Source organism: Fundidesulfovibrio sp. YSD1 (genome assembly GCF_055397115.1).
Window position 1 is genome coordinate 2,453,242 of record NZ_AP043666.1, and the last position, 20,849, is coordinate 2,474,090.

At 68.3% G+C, this 20,849-nt stretch carries 20 protein-coding genes; 8 read left to right on the forward strand and 12 right to left on the reverse strand.

All coding sequences use genetic code 11. The features are described 5' to 3' along the window. Positions 1 to 2 precede the first annotated feature (2 nt). The 6 genes from ACZ5V4_RS11470 to ACZ5V4_RS11495 all read left to right on the forward strand — a co-directional run bounded on the left by ACZ5V4_RS11470 (position 3) and on the right by ACZ5V4_RS11495 (position 8,263). Entirely contained in the window at positions 3 to 1,241 is a 1,239-nt protein-coding gene (locus ACZ5V4_RS11470) for a molybdopterin molybdotransferase MoeA (protein ID WP_464314991.1), read from the forward strand. Further along, positions 1,238 to 3,205: a molybdopterin biosynthesis protein gene (locus tag ACZ5V4_RS11475; protein WP_464314992.1), complete on the forward strand. Its 1,968-nt coding sequence runs from the start codon at positions 1,238 to 1,240 to the stop codon at positions 3,203 to 3,205. The genes ACZ5V4_RS11470 and ACZ5V4_RS11475 overlap by 4 nt, the downstream gene beginning before the upstream one ends. Positions 3,206 to 3,410: 205 nt before the next feature. Further along, the gene (locus tag ACZ5V4_RS11480) at positions 3,411 to 5,645 is read left to right on the forward strand and encodes a vitamin B12-dependent ribonucleotide reductase (RefSeq protein WP_464314993.1); all 2,235 of its coding nucleotides are present in this window, start codon (positions 3,411 to 3,413) and stop codon (positions 5,643 to 5,645) included. A 16-nt stretch (positions 5,646 to 5,661) separates the two neighbouring features. Next, a complete protein-coding gene (locus ACZ5V4_RS11485; RefSeq protein WP_464314994.1) occupies positions 5,662 to 6,393 on the forward strand; it encodes a cell division ATP-binding protein FtsE in 732 nt (243 codons plus the stop codon). Continuing rightward, positions 6,390 to 7,259: a cell division protein FtsX gene (locus tag ACZ5V4_RS11490; protein ID WP_464314995.1), complete on the forward strand. Its 870-nt coding sequence runs from the start codon at positions 6,390 to 6,392 to the stop codon at positions 7,257 to 7,259. Before ACZ5V4_RS11485 ends, ACZ5V4_RS11490 begins: the two co-directional genes overlap by 4 nt. Before the next feature lie 2 nt (positions 7,260 to 7,261). Continuing rightward, a complete protein-coding gene (locus tag ACZ5V4_RS11495; protein ID WP_464314996.1) occupies positions 7,262 to 8,263 on the forward strand; it encodes a glycosyltransferase family protein in 1,002 nt (333 codons plus the stop codon). Between the two features lie 189 nt (positions 8,264 to 8,452). Here the strand turns inward: ACZ5V4_RS11495 and ACZ5V4_RS11500 are convergent, their stop codons facing one another. Genes ACZ5V4_RS11500 through ACZ5V4_RS11515 form a run of 4 tightly spaced genes read right to left on the reverse strand, consistent with a single transcriptional unit; the run spans position 8,453 to position 11,410 of the window. Then, the gene (locus tag ACZ5V4_RS11500; RefSeq protein ID WP_464314997.1) at positions 8,453 to 10,087 is read right to left on the reverse strand and encodes a glycosyltransferase family protein; all 1,635 of its coding nucleotides are present in this window, start codon (positions 10,085 to 10,087) and stop codon (positions 8,453 to 8,455) included. Beyond that, complete coding sequence (locus tag ACZ5V4_RS11505; protein WP_464314998.1) at positions 10,084 to 10,677, reverse strand: DNA-3-methyladenine glycosylase I; 594 nt, start codon at positions 10,675 to 10,677, stop codon at positions 10,084 to 10,086. Before ACZ5V4_RS11505 ends, ACZ5V4_RS11500 begins: the two co-directional genes overlap by 4 nt. Further along, entirely contained in the window at positions 10,674 to 10,934 is a 261-nt protein-coding gene (locus ACZ5V4_RS11510; protein WP_464314999.1) for a hypothetical protein, read from the reverse strand. Before ACZ5V4_RS11510 ends, ACZ5V4_RS11505 begins: the two co-directional genes overlap by 4 nt. Before the next feature lie 41 nt (positions 10,935 to 10,975). Then, a complete protein-coding gene (locus ACZ5V4_RS11515) occupies positions 10,976 to 11,410 on the reverse strand; it encodes a hypothetical protein (RefSeq protein WP_464315000.1) in 435 nt (144 codons plus the stop codon). A 173-nt stretch (positions 11,411 to 11,583) separates the two neighbouring features. Here ACZ5V4_RS11515 and ACZ5V4_RS11520 point away from each other — a divergent pair, with 173 nt between their 5' ends. Then, the gene (locus ACZ5V4_RS11520; RefSeq protein ID WP_464315001.1) at positions 11,584 to 12,264 is read left to right on the forward strand and encodes a glycosyl transferase; all 681 of its coding nucleotides are present in this window, start codon (positions 11,584 to 11,586) and stop codon (positions 12,262 to 12,264) included. A gap of 34 nt (positions 12,265 to 12,298) precedes the next feature. Here the strand turns inward: ACZ5V4_RS11520 and ACZ5V4_RS11525 are convergent, their stop codons facing one another. After that, on the reverse strand, positions 12,299 to 14,245 hold the full coding sequence (locus ACZ5V4_RS11525; protein WP_464315002.1) for a LysM peptidoglycan-binding domain-containing protein: 1,947 nt from the start codon (positions 14,243 to 14,245) through the stop codon (positions 12,299 to 12,301). Positions 14,246 to 14,490: 245 nt separating this feature from the next. Between ACZ5V4_RS11525 and ACZ5V4_RS11530 the strand changes: the two genes are divergently transcribed. Continuing rightward, positions 14,491 to 15,237, forward strand: coding sequence for a TrmH family RNA methyltransferase (locus ACZ5V4_RS11530; RefSeq protein WP_464315003.1), 747 nt, complete (start codon positions 14,491 to 14,493; stop codon positions 15,235 to 15,237). Positions 15,238 to 15,424: 187 nt separating this feature from the next. Here ACZ5V4_RS11530 and ACZ5V4_RS11535 read toward each other — a convergent pair whose 3' ends face one another. The 7 genes from ACZ5V4_RS11535 to ACZ5V4_RS11565 all read right to left on the reverse strand — a co-directional run bounded on the left by ACZ5V4_RS11535 (position 15,425) and on the right by ACZ5V4_RS11565 (position 20,842). Then, positions 15,425 to 16,441 carry a pseudouridine synthase family protein gene (locus ACZ5V4_RS11535; RefSeq protein WP_464315004.1) on the reverse strand — a complete coding sequence of 339 codons (1,017 nt, stop codon included), beginning with the start codon at positions 16,439 to 16,441 and terminating at the stop codon, positions 15,425 to 15,427. 66 nt (positions 16,442 to 16,507) lie between these two features. After that, the gene (locus ACZ5V4_RS11540; protein ID WP_464315005.1) at positions 16,508 to 17,488 is read right to left on the reverse strand and encodes a hypothetical protein; all 981 of its coding nucleotides are present in this window, start codon (positions 17,486 to 17,488) and stop codon (positions 16,508 to 16,510) included. A gap of 125 nt (positions 17,489 to 17,613) precedes the next feature. Further along, the gene (locus ACZ5V4_RS11545) at positions 17,614 to 18,483 is read right to left on the reverse strand and encodes a hypothetical protein (protein ID WP_464315006.1); all 870 of its coding nucleotides are present in this window, start codon (positions 18,481 to 18,483) and stop codon (positions 17,614 to 17,616) included. Between the two features lie 19 nt (positions 18,484 to 18,502). Further along, positions 18,503 to 18,769 (reverse strand): hypothetical protein, encoded by a 267-nt coding sequence (locus ACZ5V4_RS11550; RefSeq protein WP_464315007.1) that lies wholly within the window; start codon positions 18,767 to 18,769, stop codon positions 18,503 to 18,505. Positions 18,770 to 18,849: 80 nt separating this feature from the next. Further along, positions 18,850 to 19,734: a hypothetical protein gene (locus ACZ5V4_RS11555; RefSeq protein ID WP_464315008.1), complete on the reverse strand. Its 885-nt coding sequence runs from the start codon at positions 19,732 to 19,734 to the stop codon at positions 18,850 to 18,852. A gap of 33 nt (positions 19,735 to 19,767) precedes the next feature. Further along, positions 19,768 to 20,214 (reverse strand): hypothetical protein, encoded by a 447-nt coding sequence (locus tag ACZ5V4_RS11560; protein WP_464315009.1) that lies wholly within the window; start codon positions 20,212 to 20,214, stop codon positions 19,768 to 19,770. 1 nt (position 20,215) lies between these two features. After that, positions 20,216 to 20,842 carry a tetratricopeptide repeat protein gene (locus ACZ5V4_RS11565; protein ID WP_464315010.1) on the reverse strand — a complete coding sequence of 209 codons (627 nt, stop codon included), beginning with the start codon at positions 20,840 to 20,842 and terminating at the stop codon, positions 20,216 to 20,218. Between the last annotated feature and the right edge of the window lie 7 nt (positions 20,843 to 20,849).

The window sequence follows — 20,849 nt, forward strand, 5'->3', positions numbered from 1 at the left end:
CGATGGAAAAAGCCTATCTTGAACTCAAGTCCTCCCGGGAGTTCCGGGAGGTCCTGGCGTCGTTTCCCCCCCTCGGGGCCGAGACCGTGGCCCTGGACGAGGCCCAAGGCCGCTTTCTGGCCGCCACGGTGAACTCGCCCGAGGACCTGCCCCTTCTTTCGCGCTCGGGCATGGACGGCTTCGCCGTGCGCGCGGCCGACTGCTTCGGGGCCACCGAGACCAACCCCTCCTACCTGGACCTCGCGGGCGAGCTGGACATCTCGGCCGTCACGGACGAGCCCATGAAGCCCGGGTACTGCGTGCGCGTGGTCACGGGTTCGAGCCTGCCCCCGGGCGCGGACGCCGTGGTCATGGTGGAGCACACCCAGGACCTGGGCGCGGGCGCCATCGAGATCCGCAAGGCCGTGGCCCCGGGCGAGAACGTGATGCTCCGGGGCGAGGACGCCGTGGCGGGCGAGCCGGTCCTGGCGGCGGGCACGCTGGTGCGCCCGGCCGAGGCCGGGCTCCTGGCCGCGCTCGGGATCGTCGAGGTGAGCGTCGGGCTGCGGCCGCGCGTGGCGATCCTCTCCACCGGCGACGAGCTGGTGCCCGTGTCCTCCATGGTGCGCCCGGGCCAGATCCGCGACGCCAACGCCCCGGCCCTGGCCGCCATGTGCGCGCGCTGCGGGGCCGTGCCCAGGTACATGGGCATCGTCAAGGACGACGCCGGCGCCATCGCCCAGGCCCTGGCCGATGCCCTGGAGCAGGCGGACGCGGTGTTCCTCTCCGGCGGCAGCTCGGTTGGCGTTCGCGATTTGACCATCGAGGCGCTGGCCATGCTGCCCGGCACCGAGGTGCTGGTGCACGGCCTGGCCGTGAGCCCGGGCAAGCCGACCATCCTGGCGCGCTCGCGCGGCAAGGCCGTGTGGGGCCTGCCCGGCCAGGTGGCCTCGGCGCAGGTGGTGATGTTCGTTTTCGGCTGCCCTTTCGTGAGCCGCCTGGCGGGTGACGTCCAGGCCTTCACGCGCCCGCGCCCCATGATCCAGGCCAGGCTCGCCCGCAACGTGGCCTCGCGCCAGGGGCGGGAGGACTATGTGCGCGTGCGCCTGGCGCAAACCGGCAAAGGCCTCCCCGATGCGCATCCGGTGCTTGGCAAGTCGGGACTGCTCAAAACCCTGGTGCAGGCCGACGGGGTCGCCGCCATCGCGGCGGGCCTGGAGGGCCTGGAAGCCGGGACAACAGTGCAGGTGATGCTCCTATGAACGTCAAGCGCAACATCTATCTCCGCACCGTGCCCATCGAGGAGGCCCTGGCCCTGGCCAAGGCTTCCCTGGACCGCGAATCGCTGGTGAAGGTGGAGTCCATCCCCGTGGAGGAGGCCCTGGGCCGCGTGACCGCCGCACCGGTGCTGGCGCGCCTGAGCTCGCCCTCGTACCACTGCGCGGCCATGGACGGCATCGCGCTCAAGGCCGAGACGACCTTCGCAGCGCGCGAGGGCGACCCCGTGACGCTTTTTCCCGAGACCGGCTTCGCCATGGTCAACACGGGCCAGCCCCTGCCTCCGGGATTCGACGCCGTGGCCATGATCGAGCACGTGGTCTTCGACGACACGGGCCGGGCCATGCTGGAGGCCCCGGTGGCCCCCTGGACCCACGTGCGCCGCATCGGCGAGGACATCGTGGCCACGGAGCTCATCCTGCCCAGGCGGCGCAGGCTCACGGCCTACGACCTGAACGCGCTGCTGTCCTGCGGGGTCTGGGAGGTGGACGTCTACGAGAAGGTGCGCCTGGCCGTGATCCCCACCGGCGACGAGGTGCTCGACTACACCACGCGCCCCGAGCCCGGGCCCGGGCAGGTGGTGGAGTCCAACTCCGTGATGCTCTGCGCCCTGGCCCAGGGCTGGGGCATGGACGCGCGCAGGCGTCCGCCCGTGCCCGACAACCTGGAGATGCTCGCGCGCGCCCTGGAGGACTCCCTGGATTCGCCCGCCCACGTGGTGACCATCGTGGCCGGGTCCTCTGCCGGGAGCCGCGACTACACGCGCGCGGTCATCGAGCGCTTCGGCGACGTGGTGGTGCACGGCATCCAGGCCATGCCCGGCAAGCCGTCGCTGCTGGGCGTGGCCAGGGGCAAGCTGATCGTTGGCGCGCCGGGCTACCCCGTGTCCAGCGTGGTCTGCTTCGAGGAGCTCCTGGCCCCGCTGGCGGCCTGGCTCTCGCGCACGGAAAAGCCCCAGCGCGACAAGGTGGAGGTCAAGCTCGCCAGGGAGACGCCGTCGCGGCCCGGGCTCACGGAGTTCTTGCGCCTGGCGGTCGGCCGCGTGGGCGACGGGTTCAGCGCCCTGCCGCTCTCCAGGGGAGCTGGCCTCATCACCACCCTGACCAGGGCCCAGGCCGTGGCCCGCATCCCGGCGGACAAGGAGGGCGTGGCCAGGGGCGAGGCCGTCACGGCGGAGCTCCTGGTGACGCGAGACGAGCTCGAGCGCACCCTGGTGGTGGTGGGCAGCCACGACATCTGCCTGGACCTGCTGGCCGACGAGCTCATGCGCCTGGACGAGCCCATGCGCCTGGCCTCCAGCCACGTGGGCAGCCTGGGGGGGCTGGCGGCCCTGGCCCAGGGCTCGGCGCTCCTGGCCGGGGCGCACCTTTTGGACACCGCCACGGGCGACTTCAACTTCTCCTTCATCGACAAGCACCTGCCCGGCGTGCCCGTGGCCGTGATCAACCTGGCCGTGCGCCACCAGGGCCTCATCGTGGCCCCGGGCAACCCCAAGGACATCCAGGACGTCTCCAGCCTGGCCCGCAAGGACGTGCGCTTCGTCAACCGCCAGCGCGGGGCGGGCACGCGCATCCTCCTGGACTACCACCTCTCACTGGCCGGAATCGACCCCTCCCGGGTGGACGGCTACGCCCAGGAGGAGACCACGCACATGGGCGTGGCCGCCAACGTGCAGAACGGCGGGGCCGACTGCGGCCTTGGCGTGTATGCGGCCGCCAAGGCCCTGAAGCTCGACTTCGTGCCCCTGGCGCGCGAGCGCTACGACCTGGTGCTGCCTGAGGCCAGCCTCGAGGAGCCGCGCGTGCAGGCTCTGCTCAAGGTGGTCCAGGGCGAGTCCTTCAGGAAGCAGGTGGAGGCCCTGGGCGGCTACGAAACCGCCTGGACCGGCAGGCGCATGAGCCCGGGCATGGGACTGCCGCCCGAAGGGGTGGACCTGGGCGATAGCTGACGCAGCCGTAATCTCCGAGAAAAAAGCCCTGGACATGCGAACCTTTGGCGCTCGTCCAGGGCTTTTCGCGTCCTGGGCATGGCCTGTTTGCCGGGCCGCCCCGGTGGATTTTTAACGCCGACTGGAGTAATGCTTCCCCCTGCGGCGATCCGTCCGCGCTCCAGAAAAATCATCCGTGCCAGCTTGCCTCACCGAAGGAGAGTTCATGCCCGTCGCCAAAGTCCCTGCCGACCTTCCCGCCCCTGGCCTCAACAAGAACGCCGCCCTGGTCCTCGCCAAACGCTACCTGAAGAAAGGCCCCGACGGAAAACCCGTCGAGGACGACCGGGCCCTGTTCTGGCGCGTGGCCGAGGCAGTGGCGCACGAAGAAACCAAGTACAAGAAGAGCTCCTGGAAGGCCAAGGACCTGGCGCGCGCCTTCTACGAACTGATGACCTCGTTCAAGTTCCTGCCCAACTCGCCAACGCTCATGAACGCGGGCACGGATCTCGGCCAGTTGGCCGCCTGCTTCGTCATCCCCGTGGGCGACTCCATGGACGAGATCTTCGACGCGGTGAAGCACGCGGCGCTCATCCACAAGTCCGGCGGCGGCACGGGCTTCTCCTTCTCCCGCCTGCGCCCGGTCAACTCCCGGGTGGGTTCCACCGGCGGCGTGGCCTCCGGGCCCGTCTCCTTCATGCGCATCTTCAACACCGCCACCGAGCAGGTGAAGCAGGGCGGCACGCGCAGGGGGGCCAACATGGGCATCCTGCGCGTGGACCATCCCGACATTCTGGAGTTCATCCGCTGCAAGGAACGCGAAGGCGACCTGAACAACTTCAACATTTCCGTGGCCCTCACCGAGGGCTTCATGCAGGCCGTGGAGGCCGACGAGCCCTACGACCTGGTGGCCCCGCACAACAAGGAGGTCATCGGCACCCTGAAGGCCCGCGAGGTCTTCTCGCTCCTGGTGCAGAAGGCCTGGGAGTCGGGCGACCCGGGCATCATCTTCCTGGACCGCATCAACCGCGACAACCCCACCCCGTCCTTGGGCGAGATCGAGTCCACCAACCCCTGCGGCGAGCAGCCCCTGCTGCCCTACGAGGCCTGCAACCTGGGCTCGCTGAACCTGGCGCTCCTGTGCGACGATTCCCGCGAGGGCGTGGACTGGGACGAACTCAAGCGCGTGACCCACATGGCCGTGCGCTTCCTGGACAACGTCATCGACGCCTCGGTCTACCCGCTGGAGCGCATCTCGGAGATGGTCCGCTCCAACCGCAAGATCGGGCTCGGCGTCATGGGCTTCGCGGACCTCCTCTACCAGCTGCGCATCCCCTACGACTCCCAGGAGGCGCTCAAGCTGGCCGAGAAGCTCATGGACTTCGTGCAGAACGAGTCCAAGGCGGCCTCCAAGGTGCTGGCCCAGGAGCGCGGCGCGTTCGCCAACTTCGAGGTCTCCGTGTTCGCCGAGCGCAGGCAGGGGCCCTTCCGCAACGCCACCACCACCACCATCGCGCCCACGGGCACGCTCTCCATCCTGGCCGGGTGTTCCTCTGGCGTGGAGCCCCTGTTCGCCCTTTCGTTCGCGCGCCACGTCATGGACGGCGACAAGCTGGTGGAGTCCAACCCCTATTTCGAGGCCGCCGTGATCGAGGCCCAGTGCCACTCCCCCAAGCTCATGGAGGAGGTGGCGGCCAAGGGCTCCATCGCGCACATGACCCACATCCCCGAGGACATCCGCCGCGTGTTCGTCACGGCCATGGACATCGCGCCCGAGTGGCACCTCAAGATGCAGGCCGCCTTCCAGAAGTACACGGACAACGCGGTCTCCAAGACCGTGAACCTGCCCAACTCCGCCACCCAGGAGGACATCTGGAAGATCTACTGGATGGCCTACGAGCTCGGGTGCAAGGGCGTCACCGTGTACCGCGACGGCTGCAAGTCCGCCCAGGTGCTCTGCACCGGCGACGGCGCCAAGCAGGAGAAGGCCGACGACCGCGCTCAGTCCAAGGTGCGACAGCGCCCCGACGTCTGCTACGGCTTCACCCAGAAGGTGAAGACCGGCTACGGCGACCTCTACCTCACCGTGAACGAGGTGGACGGCAAGCCCTTCGAGGTCTTCGCCACCATCGGCAAGTCCGGCCGCTCCATCACGGCCAAGGCCGAGGCCATCGGCAGGCTCGTGTCCCTGGCGCTGCGCTCGGGCGTGGACGTGGCCGACGTGGTGGGCCAGCTCAAGGGCATCGGCGGCGAGAGCCCGGTGTTCCAGCAGAAGGGGCTGCTGCTCTCCCTGCCGGACTCCGTGGCCTGGGTGCTGGAGAGCCGCTACCTCCAGGGCCGGGGCCGCGCCGCGGACTTCACCTCCCTGACCACGCCCACCTGCCCCGAGTGCTCGCAGGAACTGGTGTTCGAGGAAGGCTGCTACGTGTGCAAGGCCTGCGGCTTCACCAAGTGCGGCTAGGCCCGGCGAGGCGTCCATGATCGCGGCGGTGCAGCTCACCCACGCCTTCGGCGACCACCTGGCCCTGCGCGCCGTGAGCTTTCGCGTGCGCAAGGGCGAGTTCGCCTTCATTACCGGGCATTCCGGGGCGGGCAAGACCACGCTTCTGCGCGTGCTGCACGGCGACCTGCCCGTGCAGCGCGGCAAGGCGCGCATCGCGGGCTACGACCTGGCCGCGCTCGGCCGCTCCCGGCTGCCGCTCTTGCGCCGCGACGTGGCCGTGGTCTTCCAGGACTTCAAGATCATGCTCGACCGCACCGTGGAGGAGAACGTCCGCCTGCCGCTCGAGGTCCTGGGCCTGCCCGAGGACCAGATCAGGCGGCGCGTGGACTCCGTGCTCGCCTCCCTGCACCTGACGCGCACGGCCCGCCTCGACTGCCGCAGCCTCTCCGGCGGCGAGCAGCAGCGCGTGGCCATCGCCAGGGCCATGGCCGGCGGCCCCAAGGTCATCCTGGCCGACGAGCCCACCGGCAACCTGGACTGGGACATGGCCATGCGGCTCATGGAGGTCTTCAAGCAGTTCCATGCCCACGGCGTGACCATCCTCATGGCCACGCACAACATGGAGATCATCCGGGCCACGCCCCAGGCCAGGGTGCTCTCCCTGGAGGCGGGCTTCCTGCTCTCCGGCGGGGACGACGACGCCGTGGCCGACGCCCCGGACGAGGACGAGGGCGTGTCACCCGGATACGCGGGGGCGCCCAGGTGACGCTCGTCAGCCGCGCCCTGGCCCGGGCCTTCAGGCAGATCGGGGTGGACCCCGGGCTGCACGCCATGTCCGCCCTGGCGCTGGCGCTCACGTGCTTCCTGGCCGGGGCCTTCGCCCTGTTCCTCTCCAACCTGGACGGCCATCTGCGCAGGCACCAGGGCCACGCCCAGTTCCAGATCTACTGGAAGCCCGGGCAGGACATGGCCAAGGTGCGCGCCCAGTGGGACCAGATCAAGGCCATCCCGGGCGTGGACGACTTTCTGGCCTTCACGCCGGACCAGGCGCTGGAGAACCTGAAAAAGAACCTGGGCGAGGGCTTCGACTTCGCCTGGCTCGGGGGCAACAACCCCCTGCCCGCCACGGCCCTGGCCTCCTTCCGGGTGGAAAGCGAGGACATGCGGCCCTCGCGCATCTTCCTGGAGCGCCTGAAGGCCCTGCCCGGGGTGGACAAGGTGCGCATCAACCCCCTGCAACTGGACGTGGCCACGGCCCTGCGCTCGCTGTCCGTGAAGGCGCTGGTGCCGCTGTCGGTGTCGGTGTCCCTGGCCATCGCCGTGGTGGCCTACCTGGCGGCCCGGCTCTGCCTGGAGGGGCGGCGAAACGAGGTGGAGATACTGCGCCTGGTGGGCGCGAAAGAGTGGTTCGTGCGCCTGCCCTGGGCCGTGAGCGCGGCCGTCACGGGCGTCACCGGCGCCGTGGCCGGGCTCGGGGCCTTGCGCGCCGTGCAGGAGGCTGCCGCGAGCCTTCTCTACGAGCCGCCCCTCTGGATCAGGCTCGAGCCGCTCTCCCTGGAGGAGGCCGGGGCCATGCTGCTTCTGGCCCTGGTCATGTCCGCCCTGGGCGGCTGGCTGGCGGCCAGGGAGTAGCCGTGGGCGGCCTGGGCGCGCGCGTGGCCTGGTTCGGCAGGGAATATTTCGCCGGGGCCCTGCCCGCGCTCGGGTTCAGACTTTCGCTTCATTCCTACCACGAACCGCGCGTCTTCACCTGGGAGGACGTCACGCGCCTGTGCGGCGGCCAGCCCGACGTGCTGGTGCTGGGCGACCGCAGCCATCCGCCGCCCTTTCTCGGGCTCGAACGCTACCCGTGCCTCACGGTGTTCTACAGCGTGGACAGCCACATCCACTCCTGGCACCCCCTCTACGCCCAGGCCTTCGACGCCTGCCTGGCTGGCCTCAAGGACGACATGCCCCGCTTCGCCAAGGGCCGCCTGGGCGGGGAGCGCGTGCTCTGGAGCCCGGCCTTCGCCCTGGACGAGACGGACATGCCGCCTGCTCCGGCCGAGCCCGTCTGGGACGTGCTTTTCGCCGGAACCGTGGACCCCGCGACTACTCCCGGCCGGGCCGCGTTCCTCGCGCGCCTGGCCGCGAAGCTGCCCGGGCTCGAGGTGCGCCAGGGGCATTTCCTGGAGCTCTTCCCCAGGGGGCGGGTGATCTTGAACGTGGCCGAGCGGGGGGACCTGAACTTCCGCGTGTTCGAAGCCTTGGCCATGGGCCTGGCGCTTCTCACCCCGCGCACGGGCAACGGCCTGCTGGACATCTTCGAGGACGGAGCGGAGCTTCTGGCCTACGAGCCGGACGACGAGGACGACTGCGCGCAAAAGGCGCTCTGGCTGCTCGCCCACCCGGAGGAGGCGGCGCGCATGGGGCGGACGGGCAAGGCCAAGGTGGACGCGGGCCACAGGGCCGCGCACAGGGCGAAGGCGTTCGCGGGGTTTCTTGAAAGGATGATGGCTGTGAGCACCGGGGAGAGGCTCGCGGCCGCCGCCGAAATCCGGCGCACGGTTTTGAACCCCCTGCACCTGCACTGGGCCGAGGTTGCCGACGATCCGGCGCTCAAGAGGGCCTACCTCATGGAGGCCAGGCGCAAGTAGGGGGTGCCCCCTCACGACGCCGCGCGCAGCGCCTCCATCCCGCCCGCCGCGATCTTCTCGGCCAGGGGCCTGGAGAAGTGCGCGTGCAGCGACCCCACCTTCTGCATCCTGCCGAAGCACTTGCGGCAGTTGGCGTCTCTCCCTGGTCGCGCGCATGGTCGCGCCGCCGGGGGCAAGAAGCGAGCCGGGTCAGGGGAGGCCGTCGAGGGCCGCGCGAACGAGCCCGCGCCGGTCGCGGGCCTCGAGGGAGCGCAGGAAGGCCTGCTCACGGCCCTTGGCCCGGGCCGAGTCCCTGGCCAGGCGCAGCTCCTCCAGGCCCTCCTCCACGCGGAAGCAGGCCAGGTCCAGAAGCCCCAGCGCCTGTCCGATGCGGAAGTCGCCCGGGTTTCTCAGGGCCAGCTCCGAGAGGTAGCCCAGCCGGAAGGGCTCGCTCCCGGGCAGGCCGCGCAGGAGGGCCTCGGCCTTCTTGAGCACGGGCTGGTTGCCTGGCTTGGCCGCGAGGCTCATCAGGTGGAACTCGCTGGCCGTGGCCGGCAGGTGGCGCTTGGAGTCGAAGGGGAAACCGGCCCGCCGGTTGACGCCGCGCCGGGTGAGCGCCTCGGCCCAGGCCGCGAAAAGGGTCTCCGGGGCGGCGTCGGACGCCTTGGGCTCGCCCGAGGCCGTGGAGAAGGCCTCGAAGAGCTTGAAGGCCAGCCCGTGCTCGCCGAGCTTGAGAGCCAGCGCCCCGAGGCTCGCGTTGAAGCCCGCGTGGCCCGGGGCGAATCCCTGAGCCGCGAAGCGAAGCCCAAGGGTCAGGGCGTCGCGATCCTGGCCGCCGTAGGCCAGGATGCAAAGGATAGCGGCCAGGCAGTCAGGGTCGTCCTGGTGGGCGGCCAGGCCCTTGACCACGTCCTCCGGCGGCGCGGGCAGGAGCCCGGATTCCAGGCAGCGCCCGGCAGCCAGCCAGAAAAGCCTGTCCGCGTCCGGGTGCTCGCCACGCGCGGTGTCCCGGGCCAGCTCCCCCAGGGCGCGCGCGCGGTGCTCGGGCTGGTGCTCCCGCAGGGCCCGCTCGCGCGCGGCCCTGCCCATGCGCTCGGCTTCCCCGGGGTTGTCCAGCAGGCGTTTGACCACATGGGTCAGCTCCAGGGCGTCGGCGAAGACCTCCACCTCGCGTCCCACCTCGAAGAGCTCCTCCAGGCCGTTGCCGCGCAGCGGGTCGATCACGGCGCAGCCCGCCTGGGCTGTCAGGAACAGGCGGTGCGTGAGCTCGCCCCCGATGGATTCCCCGGGAGCGACCCGCGTCCGCCGGTAGATCTCCTGCACCTCGTGGGCCGGCACGTCCGTCACCAGATGCAAGGGGAAACGCCCGGTCAGAAACCGCGTGAAACGCTCGCGCATGGGCCGAAATTCGCTCACCCGGCCCACGAAGGCCAGGCCGTGCTCCCTCTGCCCGTGCGGCGTCCAGGCGGCCGCCGGGGCGGACCACGTCAGCCAGGCCGTGCGCCTGGCCCCGGCGCGGCGCAGGGGCTCCATCCAGTCCTTCTGCGTGCTGGCCGTCGCGTCGAACAGGGCGCAGTAGGGGCCTTGCCAGTAGTGGTTGAGGTGCGGGTCCTTGGACCAGAAGACCGTGGGGCAGGCAAGCCGCTCGAGCCCGCGCAGGAGCGTGCGCGGGGCCAGGCGCTCCTCCTGGATGAGCACGTCGGGCGCAAGCCCGCACTCGCCCAGGAGCTCGCCCGCGTCCCTGATGCCCGGCCCCGAGTCGAGCACGACGGTGTCCATGCCCAGGGAGCCGAGCCACGGCCCGAGGCTCGTCGAGACGCACACGGCCAGGGGCCTGGCTTTCATGACGCGCCCGAGAGCTCCGCGTGCCGGAAGCACCAGACGAAGTGGTCGTTCACCAGCCCGGCGGACTGCATGTAGGCGTAGACGATGGTGGAGCCCACGAACTTGAAGCCGTGGGCCTTCAGATCCTTGCTGATGGCGTCGGAGAGCGGCGTGGTGGCCGGGACCTCGGCCATGGCCTCGCGGCGGTTGACGATGGGCCGGTTGCCCACGAAATCCCAGAGGTAGCCGGCGAAGCTGCCGCGCTTCTCCCGCAAGGCCAGGAAGGCCCGAGCGTTGGTGCGCGAGGCCTCGATCTTCAGGCGATTGCGGATGATGCGCGTATCTTTCATCAGGCGCTCGAAGTCCGCCGGGCCGTAGGCCGCGAGCGCTTCGGGGTCGAAGCCGCCGAAGGCCTGGCGGAAGCCTTCGCGCCTGCGCAGGATGGTCAGCCAGGAGAGCCCGGCCTGGAAGCCCTCCAGCACCAAAAGCTCGAAGAGCGCCCTGTCGTCGCGCAGGGGCACGCCCCATTCCCGGTCGTGGTAGTCCACGTAGAGCGGGTCCGTGCCGGGCCAGGGGCAGCGGGCCGGGGCGTCGCCTATGCCGCCGCTCACTCGTCCACCCCGGTGAGGAAGAGGTCCATCTTCTCCGTGAACAGGTACAGGCAGTCCACCATGAAGGCGTACTCCGGGCACTCCTGGCGCCACAGAGCCATCACGTCCTTGAGGTCGACCCTGGCCTTGGCGAGCTCCTCCGGGGTCTCGGCGTTGTTGATGCGCGCGAGCAGCTCCATGTACTCGTCCGACGTGAAGGCCGTGAGCACCGCGCGGCTGACGCGCTCCTTGTCCAGTCCGTCCCAGACGCCTGTCATGCGTTTGTCCTCGCCGTCCCTTGAAGTAGTGTGTGCGCGCCCTAGCGGGCGCCCAGATTGATGATGTGCGGCAGGTGTACGTCCAGCCATTCGAAGTAGGGCCTGATCTCGTCCGCGCTTTCCCGGTCCAGCTCGTCGGCCAGCACGGCCTTCCAGGCCCCGAGCTGGACGACCCAGAAGAGGTCCTGGAAGCCGAAGGGCCTGTGCGCGGCCACGGCCCTGGATATCGTGCGGATCATCAGCTTCGGGTCGAACTCGGCGAACAGCGCCGCCAGGAAACGGGCCTGACGGCGATGGGTGTCCGCCATGGTGTGCAGGTTGCCGAAGCCGACCAGCATCTCGACGTTCCCCGAGGCCAGCATGCGCGCGGTGACCCCGGCGGCCAGGGGCTCCAGGGCCTCGCTGAAGGAGCGGGCCGCGCGGGCAGAAATCGCCGGGATGTCCGAGGCTTTCGCGATGAGTTCCTGTTCGGTCACTGGAAGTCTCCAGGGGGCGCTGTCCCTGCGCCGCCCGGCGCGCGGGCCGGTCCGCGCGCGTGCATATCCTAATAACACGCCGCCGCATTTCCTGGAAGCGCTTCCTCGGCGCTGCCCGGTGCAGGCCCCCCGGCGGGGTTTCCTTTGCCCGCGCCAAGGCTTATACGCGAACCATGACGCCCCCGAACAAAGTGCTCCTGAGCGTGATCACGCCCAGCCGTGGAGACAGGCCCCGCGCCCTGACCCAGGCCGGGGCCAGCCTGGACGCGGCCGTGCGCCGCGCGCGGGAGGAGGGCCTGGCCGGGCCCGGGGCCGTGGAGTGGCTGGTGGGCTTCGACGGGATCAAGGGGGAGCGCCCCGGGGTGGAGGTTCCGGCCCGGTTCGTTGATTTCCCGCGCTCAGGCAACTTCGGCAACCTCATCCGCGACCGGCTCATCACCCAGGCCAAGGGCACGCACCTGCTCTTTTTGGACGACGACAACGCCTTCACCGAGAACGCCGTGGCGAGCTTTCTTGCGCACCTGGACGCCGAGATGGTCATCGCACGCATCGACGTGAGCCGGGCCTTCGACGTCCCCGTGCTGCCGAGGCCCGGGACCGAGGCCGAACCCGTGCGTCAGGGCAACGTGGACCCACTCTGCCTGTGCGTGTCGCGCGAGCTTGTGACCGGGCGCGGGCGCGGCTGGGGCGGCGAAGGGGGGTACGAGTCGGATTTCCTGAACATCCGCAGGTATTTTCAGCGGGCCAGGTCCGTGAAGGTCATTTCGGACGTGGTGGGGATCTACGACGCCGGGCGCGGGCTCGACGCCCAGGGCATGAACCCCAGGCAGAAGCGGACCAACGGGCAGGAGTGAGGCGGGGCGTTGCCCCGCCTTGATGCACGCACTACTATTGGACGTTTATGGTCAGCTTGTCCCCGGGCTTGAGCTGCACGGAGCGGTCGAGCTTGTTCCAGGTGAGCAGGGCCACCGGGTTCACGTTGAACTTGCGGGCGATGCTCCAGACCGTCTCGCCGTTGCCCACGCTGTACTGGATCGGCCCGGCGTGCTTCTTCTGCTCCGGGGCCGGGGCCGGGGCCTTCTGGGGCGCGGCCGCCTGCTGAGCGGGCTCGGGCTTGGCGGCCTGCCTGGCCGGGGATTTGGCGTCCTTGGAGGCGTCCTTGGGGGTTTCCTTCGGGGACGGGTTCTTCTCGGCCTGGGCCGAGGCCAGCTCCACCGGCCGCTTGGCCTGGGGCTTGGCGTCGGCGGCCTGCTTGGGTGCGGGCTCCGGGGCGGCTCCGGGGATCTTGAGCACCATCCCGGCCTTCAGGTCCTTGGGGGATTTCAGCCCGTTGGCGGCCATGAGCGCCTGCATGTCCACCTTGTTGGCCGCAGCCACCGAGGCCAGCGTGAGTCCCTTCTTGACCTCCACGGTCCTGGCGCCGGAGGCCGCTGCAACGGCGGCCTGCGCGGGCGGGCAGGCCTGGGCCGACTGGACGGCCTTGACCGGGATGTTCAGCGTGGTCCCGGCGATCATTTGCTTGGAGGACTTCATGCCGTTGGCCTTGAGCAACTCGGACTCGGACACGCCGAACTGGCGGGCGATGGCGCCCGCGCTGTCGCCGCGCTTGACCTTGTAGGTCTTGGCCACGGCCACGGCGGACTTGGCCGAGGAGGGCTTTTCGTCCAGGTCGGCCAGGGCGGTGTCCTGGGCGGAGCCTTCCACGGGCACGTACACGGCCTGACCGGGGGCCACGGCGTCGCCCACGGTGGGGTTCATCTGGCGAAGCGCCGCGATGGGCACGCCCGTGCGCTTGGAGATGTTCCACCAGGAGTCGGACGCGGAGGCCGTGTAGGACCTGATGCCCCGGTTGGCCACGCGGGTGGGGTCGGCCAGGTAGGCCAGGGCCAGTTCCTTCTTGGCCACGGGCACGTAGACCGGGCTCTGTCGGTCCGGCGGGCTCACCTGCCTGCGGAAGCCGGGGTTGTACTTGTGGAACTCCTCCCAGCTCATGGAGCAGGCCTCGGCCATGGCGGCCAGGTCGGTGCCGCCCGGCGTCGGGACCTCCTCCAGCACCTGGCCCGCGCCCCAGTTCACGGGCTTGAAGCCCAGCGCGTCGAGGTTCTTGAAGATCTTCAGCACGGCCAGGAACTTGGGCACGTAGTTGCGCGTCTCCTGCTTGAGCAGGTTGGGGTTCTTGGCGATGTCGAAGAAGTCGTTGTGGCCGGACTGGTTGATCACGCGGGCCATCTTGCCTTCGCCGCAGTTGTAGGCGGCCAGGGCCAGGTTCCAGTCGTTGAAGAGCGCGTGCAGCTCGGAAAGATATTTGGCGGCGGCCACGGTGGCCAGGTAGGGGTTGCGGCGGTCGTCCTCCCACCAGTCCACGTTCAGGCCGAAGCGCCTGCCCGTGGCGGGCATGAACTGCCACATGCCGCCCGCCCCGGCAGGGGAGTAGGCCATGGCGTTGTACCCGGACTCGATGAAGGGCAGGGCGATGATGTCCGGCGGCAGCTTGTAGGTGGCGAGCACGGCGCGTATGTAGGGCAGGTGGGGCGCGGCGCGCTCCAGCCAGCGCTCCACGGTGTCGCGGCGCTCCTGGGTGAAGTAGGTGAGGTACATCTGGACTTCCTCGGTGTCGCGGACGTCCAGGTTGAAGGGTATGTCGGTCTTGGAAGCCAGGGCGTCCTTCTCCTGCTGGGTCAGGGGCCTGGGCCGGTGTATCTTGAGAAAGTCGGGGTTGGAGAGCTCCGGATCGAGGTTGGGCTTCATGTCCTGGTTGTCGGCCTGGTACTTCTTGGCGCACGCGGGCGTCAGTGCGAGAAGGAGGATGAGAAGCCAGCGGAGAGGTTTGTTCATGCTTCCTCCGGAGCTGAAGGCCGCGAGAGGGAGGGAGTGGGTGCGGCCGTGTTCCGGCTTGAATTTATTGTGTTTCTTCTAAGATTTTTGCGGATTTAACCGAAGAACACAAAAAAAGCAACTGCTAATTTTCGTGAGAATCTTGTAATGCCGTAGCAGCGAAACGGCGTTTCACATCAGTGACTCGTGTTTCGATGCACAACAAACATGGTGGACTGACGATCATGACGATGGACAACGTGGTTATGGGACGCAAACCAGTCCTCGAACTGGTGCAGCGCGAACCGGCGACCGTGGAGCAGGTGGTGCTCCGTCAGGGCCTCAAGGGGCAGGACATCAAGGAACTGTTGGACGCCTGCCGGGAGGCGGGCGTGCGCTTTCGCTTCCTGCCGGACGACGCGCTGGCGCGCGCCGTGCCCGAATGCAGGCAGGGAGTGGCTGCGTTCGTGGCCGCGCGCGCCTTCGTGGAGCTTGAAACGCTTCTGGATGTTGCTAGGAACGCCCCGCTCCCCGTGGTGCTCGCACTTGACCAGGTGCAGGACCCCGGCAACGTCGGCAGCCTGGCGCGCACGCTCTTCGCTTTGGGCGGCGGCGGGCTGATCGTGCCCAGGCACCACGCCGCGCGGCTCGGAGGCTCGGCCTCCAAGGCCTCGGCCGGGGCGCTTGAACGGCTGGCCGTGCACCAGTGCGTGAACTTGGCGCGCGACCTGGAAAAGTGCGCGGAGGAAGGGTTCTTCATTTACAAGGCCGAGGCCGGACCCGAAGGCGTGAGCGTGTTCGAGGCGGATTTCGCCTTCCCCCTGGTGCTGGTGCTGGGCGGGGAGGAAAAGGGCGTGCGCCCGGGCGTGGCCAAGCGCTGCGAGGCCAACGTGTACATTCCCATGCCCGGCGGGTTCGAGTCGCTGAACGTGGCCCAGGCAGGGGCCGTGGTCATCGGGCAGATGGCCCGGCAGGTTTTCGCGGGCGCGGGCGGGGGGAAGAGGAAGAAATAAGAGCCGTGGCAAGCGGCCCGCGCCTTGGCGGCGTGCCGTCGCGCCGGTGCGCGGCGGACCGAAACATTACTCGGCGCAAAGCCGCCTGCGGGTTTCGGCCCGCCTCGCGCACCCGCGCGTCAGTCCGCCGCCAAGGCGCGGGCCAGGTGCGTTGCGACGGTGGGAATGAAAAGAGAACCCGGAGGGGTCAGGGTCTGAGAGCCGAGGCCGGTACGGCCCACTGGCCGGTCCAGGGCGGGAGGCTCGTGAAGGTCTCGCCGTCCAGGGTGAGCCTGAAGGCGTGCAGGAGCATGGGCGGCGTGCCGCCGCCGTACTTGGCGTCCCCCGCGATGGGGTGGCCCCGGGAGGAAAGCTGCGCCCTGATCTGGTGCGTGCGCCCGGTGTAAAGGCGCACGCAAAGAAGCGCCCTGGCGTCTTCGATGAGCAGCGGGGTCCCGTCCAGGCGCGCGGCCTTGCCCTCGTCCCGGGATGCGCGCATGCGCTCGCGCCCGGGCGCGCCGGACTTGGCCAGGGTGTCGGCCATCTCGATTGTTTCGTGAAGGGCCGAGAGGGTCCAGCGGCCGCGCACCCAGCAGAGGTACTCCTTGGCCGCGAGGCTTTGGCGGAAGGCCTCGTGGGCGAAGGTCAGGGCGCGGTGCGTGCGCGCCACGAGAAGCACGCCTGAGGTGTCGCGGTCCAGGCGGTGGGCGATCACCGGCACGAAGGGCTCGCCCGCGAAGGCCTTGCCCAGGCGCGTCTGCACCGAGTCCGTCCAGCCGCTGCCCGGGTGCACGGGCAAGCCGGCCGGTTTTTCGAGCACCAGCCAGCGGTCCGTCACGGCCAGTACGGCGATGCCCGGGATAAAAAACTCCCGCTCCGGCGCGGAAACCGGGGGGCCTTCCCCGGAGGCGCGCGCCGGAGCGTCCGCGAACCCCTTCTCCGCCAGGGCGAAGGGCGGCAGCCTCACGGCCTGGCCCTCCTCCACGCGGTCGAAGGGCTTGGCGCGCTTGCCGTCCACGCGGACCTGGCCGGTCCTGATCCAGCGCATGAACACCGACCCGGGCACGTCCTTGCCCAGCACCCGGCCCAGGTACTGCACGAGCTTCTGCCCGGCCTCGGCTCCTGAAACAGTGAGCAGGGGAGCGGGGCTCGGCCGGCCGTCCTTGGGACGGCCGGGTTCAGCAGCAAAGGCCTCGCCGGCGGTGTCGTCAGGATGTTGATGCATCGTGCTTGGGCAAATTCACGCAAAAATGGAAATGATGCTCGTAGTATAAGTCTTCAATGGGTTGTGTCACTTGGAGTGGAATTGTTTGTATAAAATTTCATGGTCTCCATCAAGGCATGCCGGAAGGGGCTTGGACTTCCCGTTGGAGGAATACCAGGCGTTTTTTGAACCTACTGGGGAACAGTTGTTGTTTCTGTAAAGGACGTCGACAGATTTGTCTTTGTTGTTTATGAAGATCGTGTAGTTATGATAGGCGCAGTTGTGTGCCTCGCATTCATACCAGTACACGATGCCGTCCTTTTCGTTCAGGCTTCCTGGACCTTCGATGCTGAATATGTCCAGCAGGATGTTCCTGTCGATGAATTTCGACAAGACGCTCATAAGCGGGCCATCTTTGAACAACACTCCCGGTGCGCCATGGTTGTACTTTGTCATGATGCTCGCGAGCGAAACGTTACCGACGTTTCGTTCGAAATCCGCGAGCGGGATGTTCTTGGCTTGAACCCCGGAACTGTCTACGGTCAATTCAAAGGCGGTGTCGGACATGGGGCAGCAGTCCTTGTCGCCTTTCCCGTAGCCCATGTACCGGACGTATCCCTTGGAGTTTCTGACGGCCGCATCGACCACGACGCCGATGTCCGGGGTGAAGCCCTGGGCGCGCGCGATGCTCCGCTCATTGTTCTGCCCGCGGACGAGAAAGACGTCATGCTTGTGCCGTGACCCGACCCTGCTTTCCTTTCCTGAGACCGTCGATGTCACGACTATCGAAATGTCCGAATCGTTCCCGGCGGATTTGCCCGTGTCGTGTGCGACGATCTCGCTGTAAACGAAGTTGGGCGAGCCAAACTTGTCCTGGGTGAATTTCCCGTCCGTGAATTTCGCGTTGTATTCCTTTCCGCGCACATCACGAATCTTGTAGGTCAGGCTGAGAAGGGGGCTGGACTGGGGCTGGGCGTTTTGCGCGATGGCGCAGTGGGGCAAGGCCATGGCGAAGACGAGCATGATCGCGAGATGAAGTAGGAAGCCCGTGATGTTCGGCAGGCGCATGTGCTTGGCTCGCTTTGCTTGGGGATTTTGAGGGAAAAAGACGGGCCTGGGCCAATGGCGCCGGGTGCCTGGCGGCAAAGAAAAACGGGGAGGCTTTCGCCTCCCCGTTCGTGTTCGGCGCCTCTCTACTGCGCGGGCTTGCCGGTCAGGTCCTGCGGCGGGGCAGGGGGCTGGGACCCGGGCATGTTCAGGTCCATGTACTGGGTCTTGGAGCCGGGGTCGCGCACGAGGTTGGGGTTCTGGCCGTCGTTGCCGGAGAGCTCGTCCTTCTGCGCGCCGCGCCCCATGACGCGGATGATGTTCTCGCCCTTGTACACGAGCATGTTGCCCAGCACGTCCTTGACCTTGCGGGCGTCCATCTCCAGGAACACGAAGGCGTTGCCGGACTCGTCCCAGCCCCAGCCGCGGTTGGCGTCGTTGACGCCGGGGTTGGGGATGTAGGCCCCGAACACGGCGGCGCAGACCTTGGCGCGGTTGGAGTCGCGGGTCAGGATGAAGTTCTCGGTGCGGCTCTGGGAGAGGATCTTCTCGCCCACCAGGGTGGCGGCCATCTCGTCGTAGGCGTTCACCAGCGCGGCGCGCAGGGCGCGCAGGGGCGGCCGGGAGGCCTCGGTCATGGTGCCGAAGCCGAAGCCTTCCACGCGCACGTCCTTGAAGCTGATGCGCTCGCCCAGGACGTTGACCACGTCCTTGAGCTCGATGTGGCCAAAGCACAAGGCCACGTCCTTCTGGCGGTCGTAGATCATCTTGTCCACCTTGATGCCCTTGATCACCGCGGCGGCCTTGGTGTCGGCGCGGTACTGGGCGTCCTCGGTGAGGCCGAATTCCGTTTCGCTCTTGACCTTGTAGCCGATGACCGCCTCGACGATGTTGCGCTTCAGGTCCTGGGTGGCCATCTTCTCGCTCATGAGCTGCTTGTTGCCCTGGGCCCAGGCGGCCGGAGCCAGGAAGGCGGCCAGCAGCAGGGAGAGGACGGCGGGTGCGATGCGGCGCATGGGTATGATCCTCCGGTTGTTAGAATCCGAAAAACTCGAGGGTCTGCCGCCAGAGGCCCTTTTCTTCGGCCTCGGCCGGGGCCTGGGGCTCGGCCGGTGCGGGCGTAAGGGCGGGCGCTGGCGCTGGCGCGGGCTTGGCCACGGGCACGTCCAGGGACGCGAGCGCAAGTCCCGGCACGCTCCTGGGGGCGAAGGCCCCGTCGAGGTCCTGCGCGCGGGCTCCGGCGGCCCAGGAAAGGGCCGCGCAGCAGGCCAGCGCAAGGGTGAAGTTACGATATTTCGTCATGGAAAGTCTCCTCGGCCGTCTCGATACACCCGGAGCAACAAACGGGCCAGCCCCTTTGCGGGGCCTCAAGCCCGCAAAGGCTACTGGGCGGGCTTGCCGATGACCTCCTGGCCCTGCGGCTTTGGCTGGCCGATGGGCAGGTCCAGGTTCTGGTACTGGGTCTTGGGCGCGCCGGGGCGAATCATGGTGGGGCCGCCGTCCGGGCCCTGCGGGGCCAGCTCGTCCTTCTGGGCTCCGCGCCCCATCACCTCCAGGATGTTCTCCCCGCCGGTGTAGACGATCAGGTTGCCCATGATGTCGCGGGCCTTGCGTACGTCCAGGGCCAGGCGCACGAAGGCGTTGCCGGTCTCGTCCCAGCCCCAGCCCCGGTTGGGGGAGCCGAGGTCCGGGTTGACCACGTAGGCCCCGAAGATGGCGGCGCAGACCTTGGCGCGGTTGGTGTCCTTGGTCAGGATGAAATTTTCCGCCTGGGACTGGCTCAGGATCTTCTCGCCAACCAGCATGGCGGCCATCTGGTCGTAGGCGTTGAGCACGGCGGCGCGCAGCGCGCGCAGGGGCGGCCGGGAGGCTTCGGTCATGGAGCCGAATCCGAAGGCCTCGACCTTCACGTTCTTGAACTCCACCCTCTCACCCACGATGTTGCGCACGCGGCCGAGCTCCACGTGGCCGAAGCACAGGGCCACGTCCTTGTCCCGGTCGTAGATCATCTTGTCGACCTTGATGCCCTTGATCAGGGCGGCGGCCTTGGAATTGACGCGGTACTGGGCGTCCTCGGTGAGGCCGAACTCGGACTCGCTCTTGACCTTGAAGCCGATGACGGACTCCACGATCATGCGCTTCATGTCCTGGATGGCCATCTTCTCGCTCATGAGCTGCCTGTTGCCCTGAGCCAGGGCCAGGGCCGGCAGGACGAGGATGGCCGCCAGGATCGCGGCTACGGCCGCTGCGTGACGTGTGCTTGGCATGGCGTGCTCCTTGGAGCCTGGACAGGGCCGGGGCTACTCCCTGGGCTTTCCTTCGATGATGGTGATGGTCTCCCGCATGGGTCCGCCGCCGATGGGAATGGTGGCCTCGATGGTCTCGGTGGCGCCCTGGGGGGTGCGCGGCCCGAAAATGGGGTCGCCGCCGCCCAGGGGCTTGGCCTTGGGCTTCTCCTGGATGGTCAGGGACTGGATCTTGACCACCTGGACCTTGCCCGGGTTCTTCGGGTCCGGCCTGACCAGGGCCTCGAAGGACACGGTGCCGTCCTTGGGCAGCATGCCCTTGCGCTTGAGGTCTTCCACGACCTGGTCGCGCAGCGCCCGCTTCTTGCGGACCCAGTCCTCCATGAGGGCCTTGTTGCCGCCCGTGGCCTTGGGCGCCGGGACCTGCTGCGCTCCCGACGCGCCCACGGTGAGAAAGGCGGCCAGGGCCAGGGCCCCGGCCGCCGCAAGGATGCGTTTCATGCTAGAAGTCGCTCGGGTCGATGGCCTTGCCGCCGCCGCGGAACTTCTTCTCGTAGATCACCGGGGGAGCCTTGGTCCCGGAGCCCTTGCCGCAGGAGCGCAGGGCGGCATCGTACTCGTTCTTCAGCGGCAGGTAGGTGGAGTCCACCTGCATGCCCTTCTTGAAGACTTCCAGGGCCTCGGGGCAGCGGCCTTCCATCACGTAGATCCTGCCCAGGCAGAAATAGACCTCGGGGTTGATGGAGTTGAGGTTCTTGGCCGCTTCCAGCTGGCGCTTGGCCTCGGGGAAGTCGCCCGTGGCGTAGCAGAGGACGCCCAGAGATTCGCGGGCCTTGATGTGGTTGGGGTTCAGGTTCAGGGTGTCGATGAAGGCCCTCTTGGCCTTGTCGAGCATGTTCAGCTTCCAGGCGGTGAGGCCCACGTAGTACCTGGCCTCCACGAAGCTCGGGCTCTTGTTCACGGCCATCTCGAACTCCGAGAGGGCCATGGTGTAGTTCTCCTGGTTGAAGTAGCGCATGCCGGAGTCGAAATATTCCTGGGCGGTGGGCTCCGGCGGAGCCTTCTTGGCGCAGGACACGGCCACGGCCATGCACAGGCAGACGAGGATCAGGCTGAGAGCTCGGCGCATAGCACCC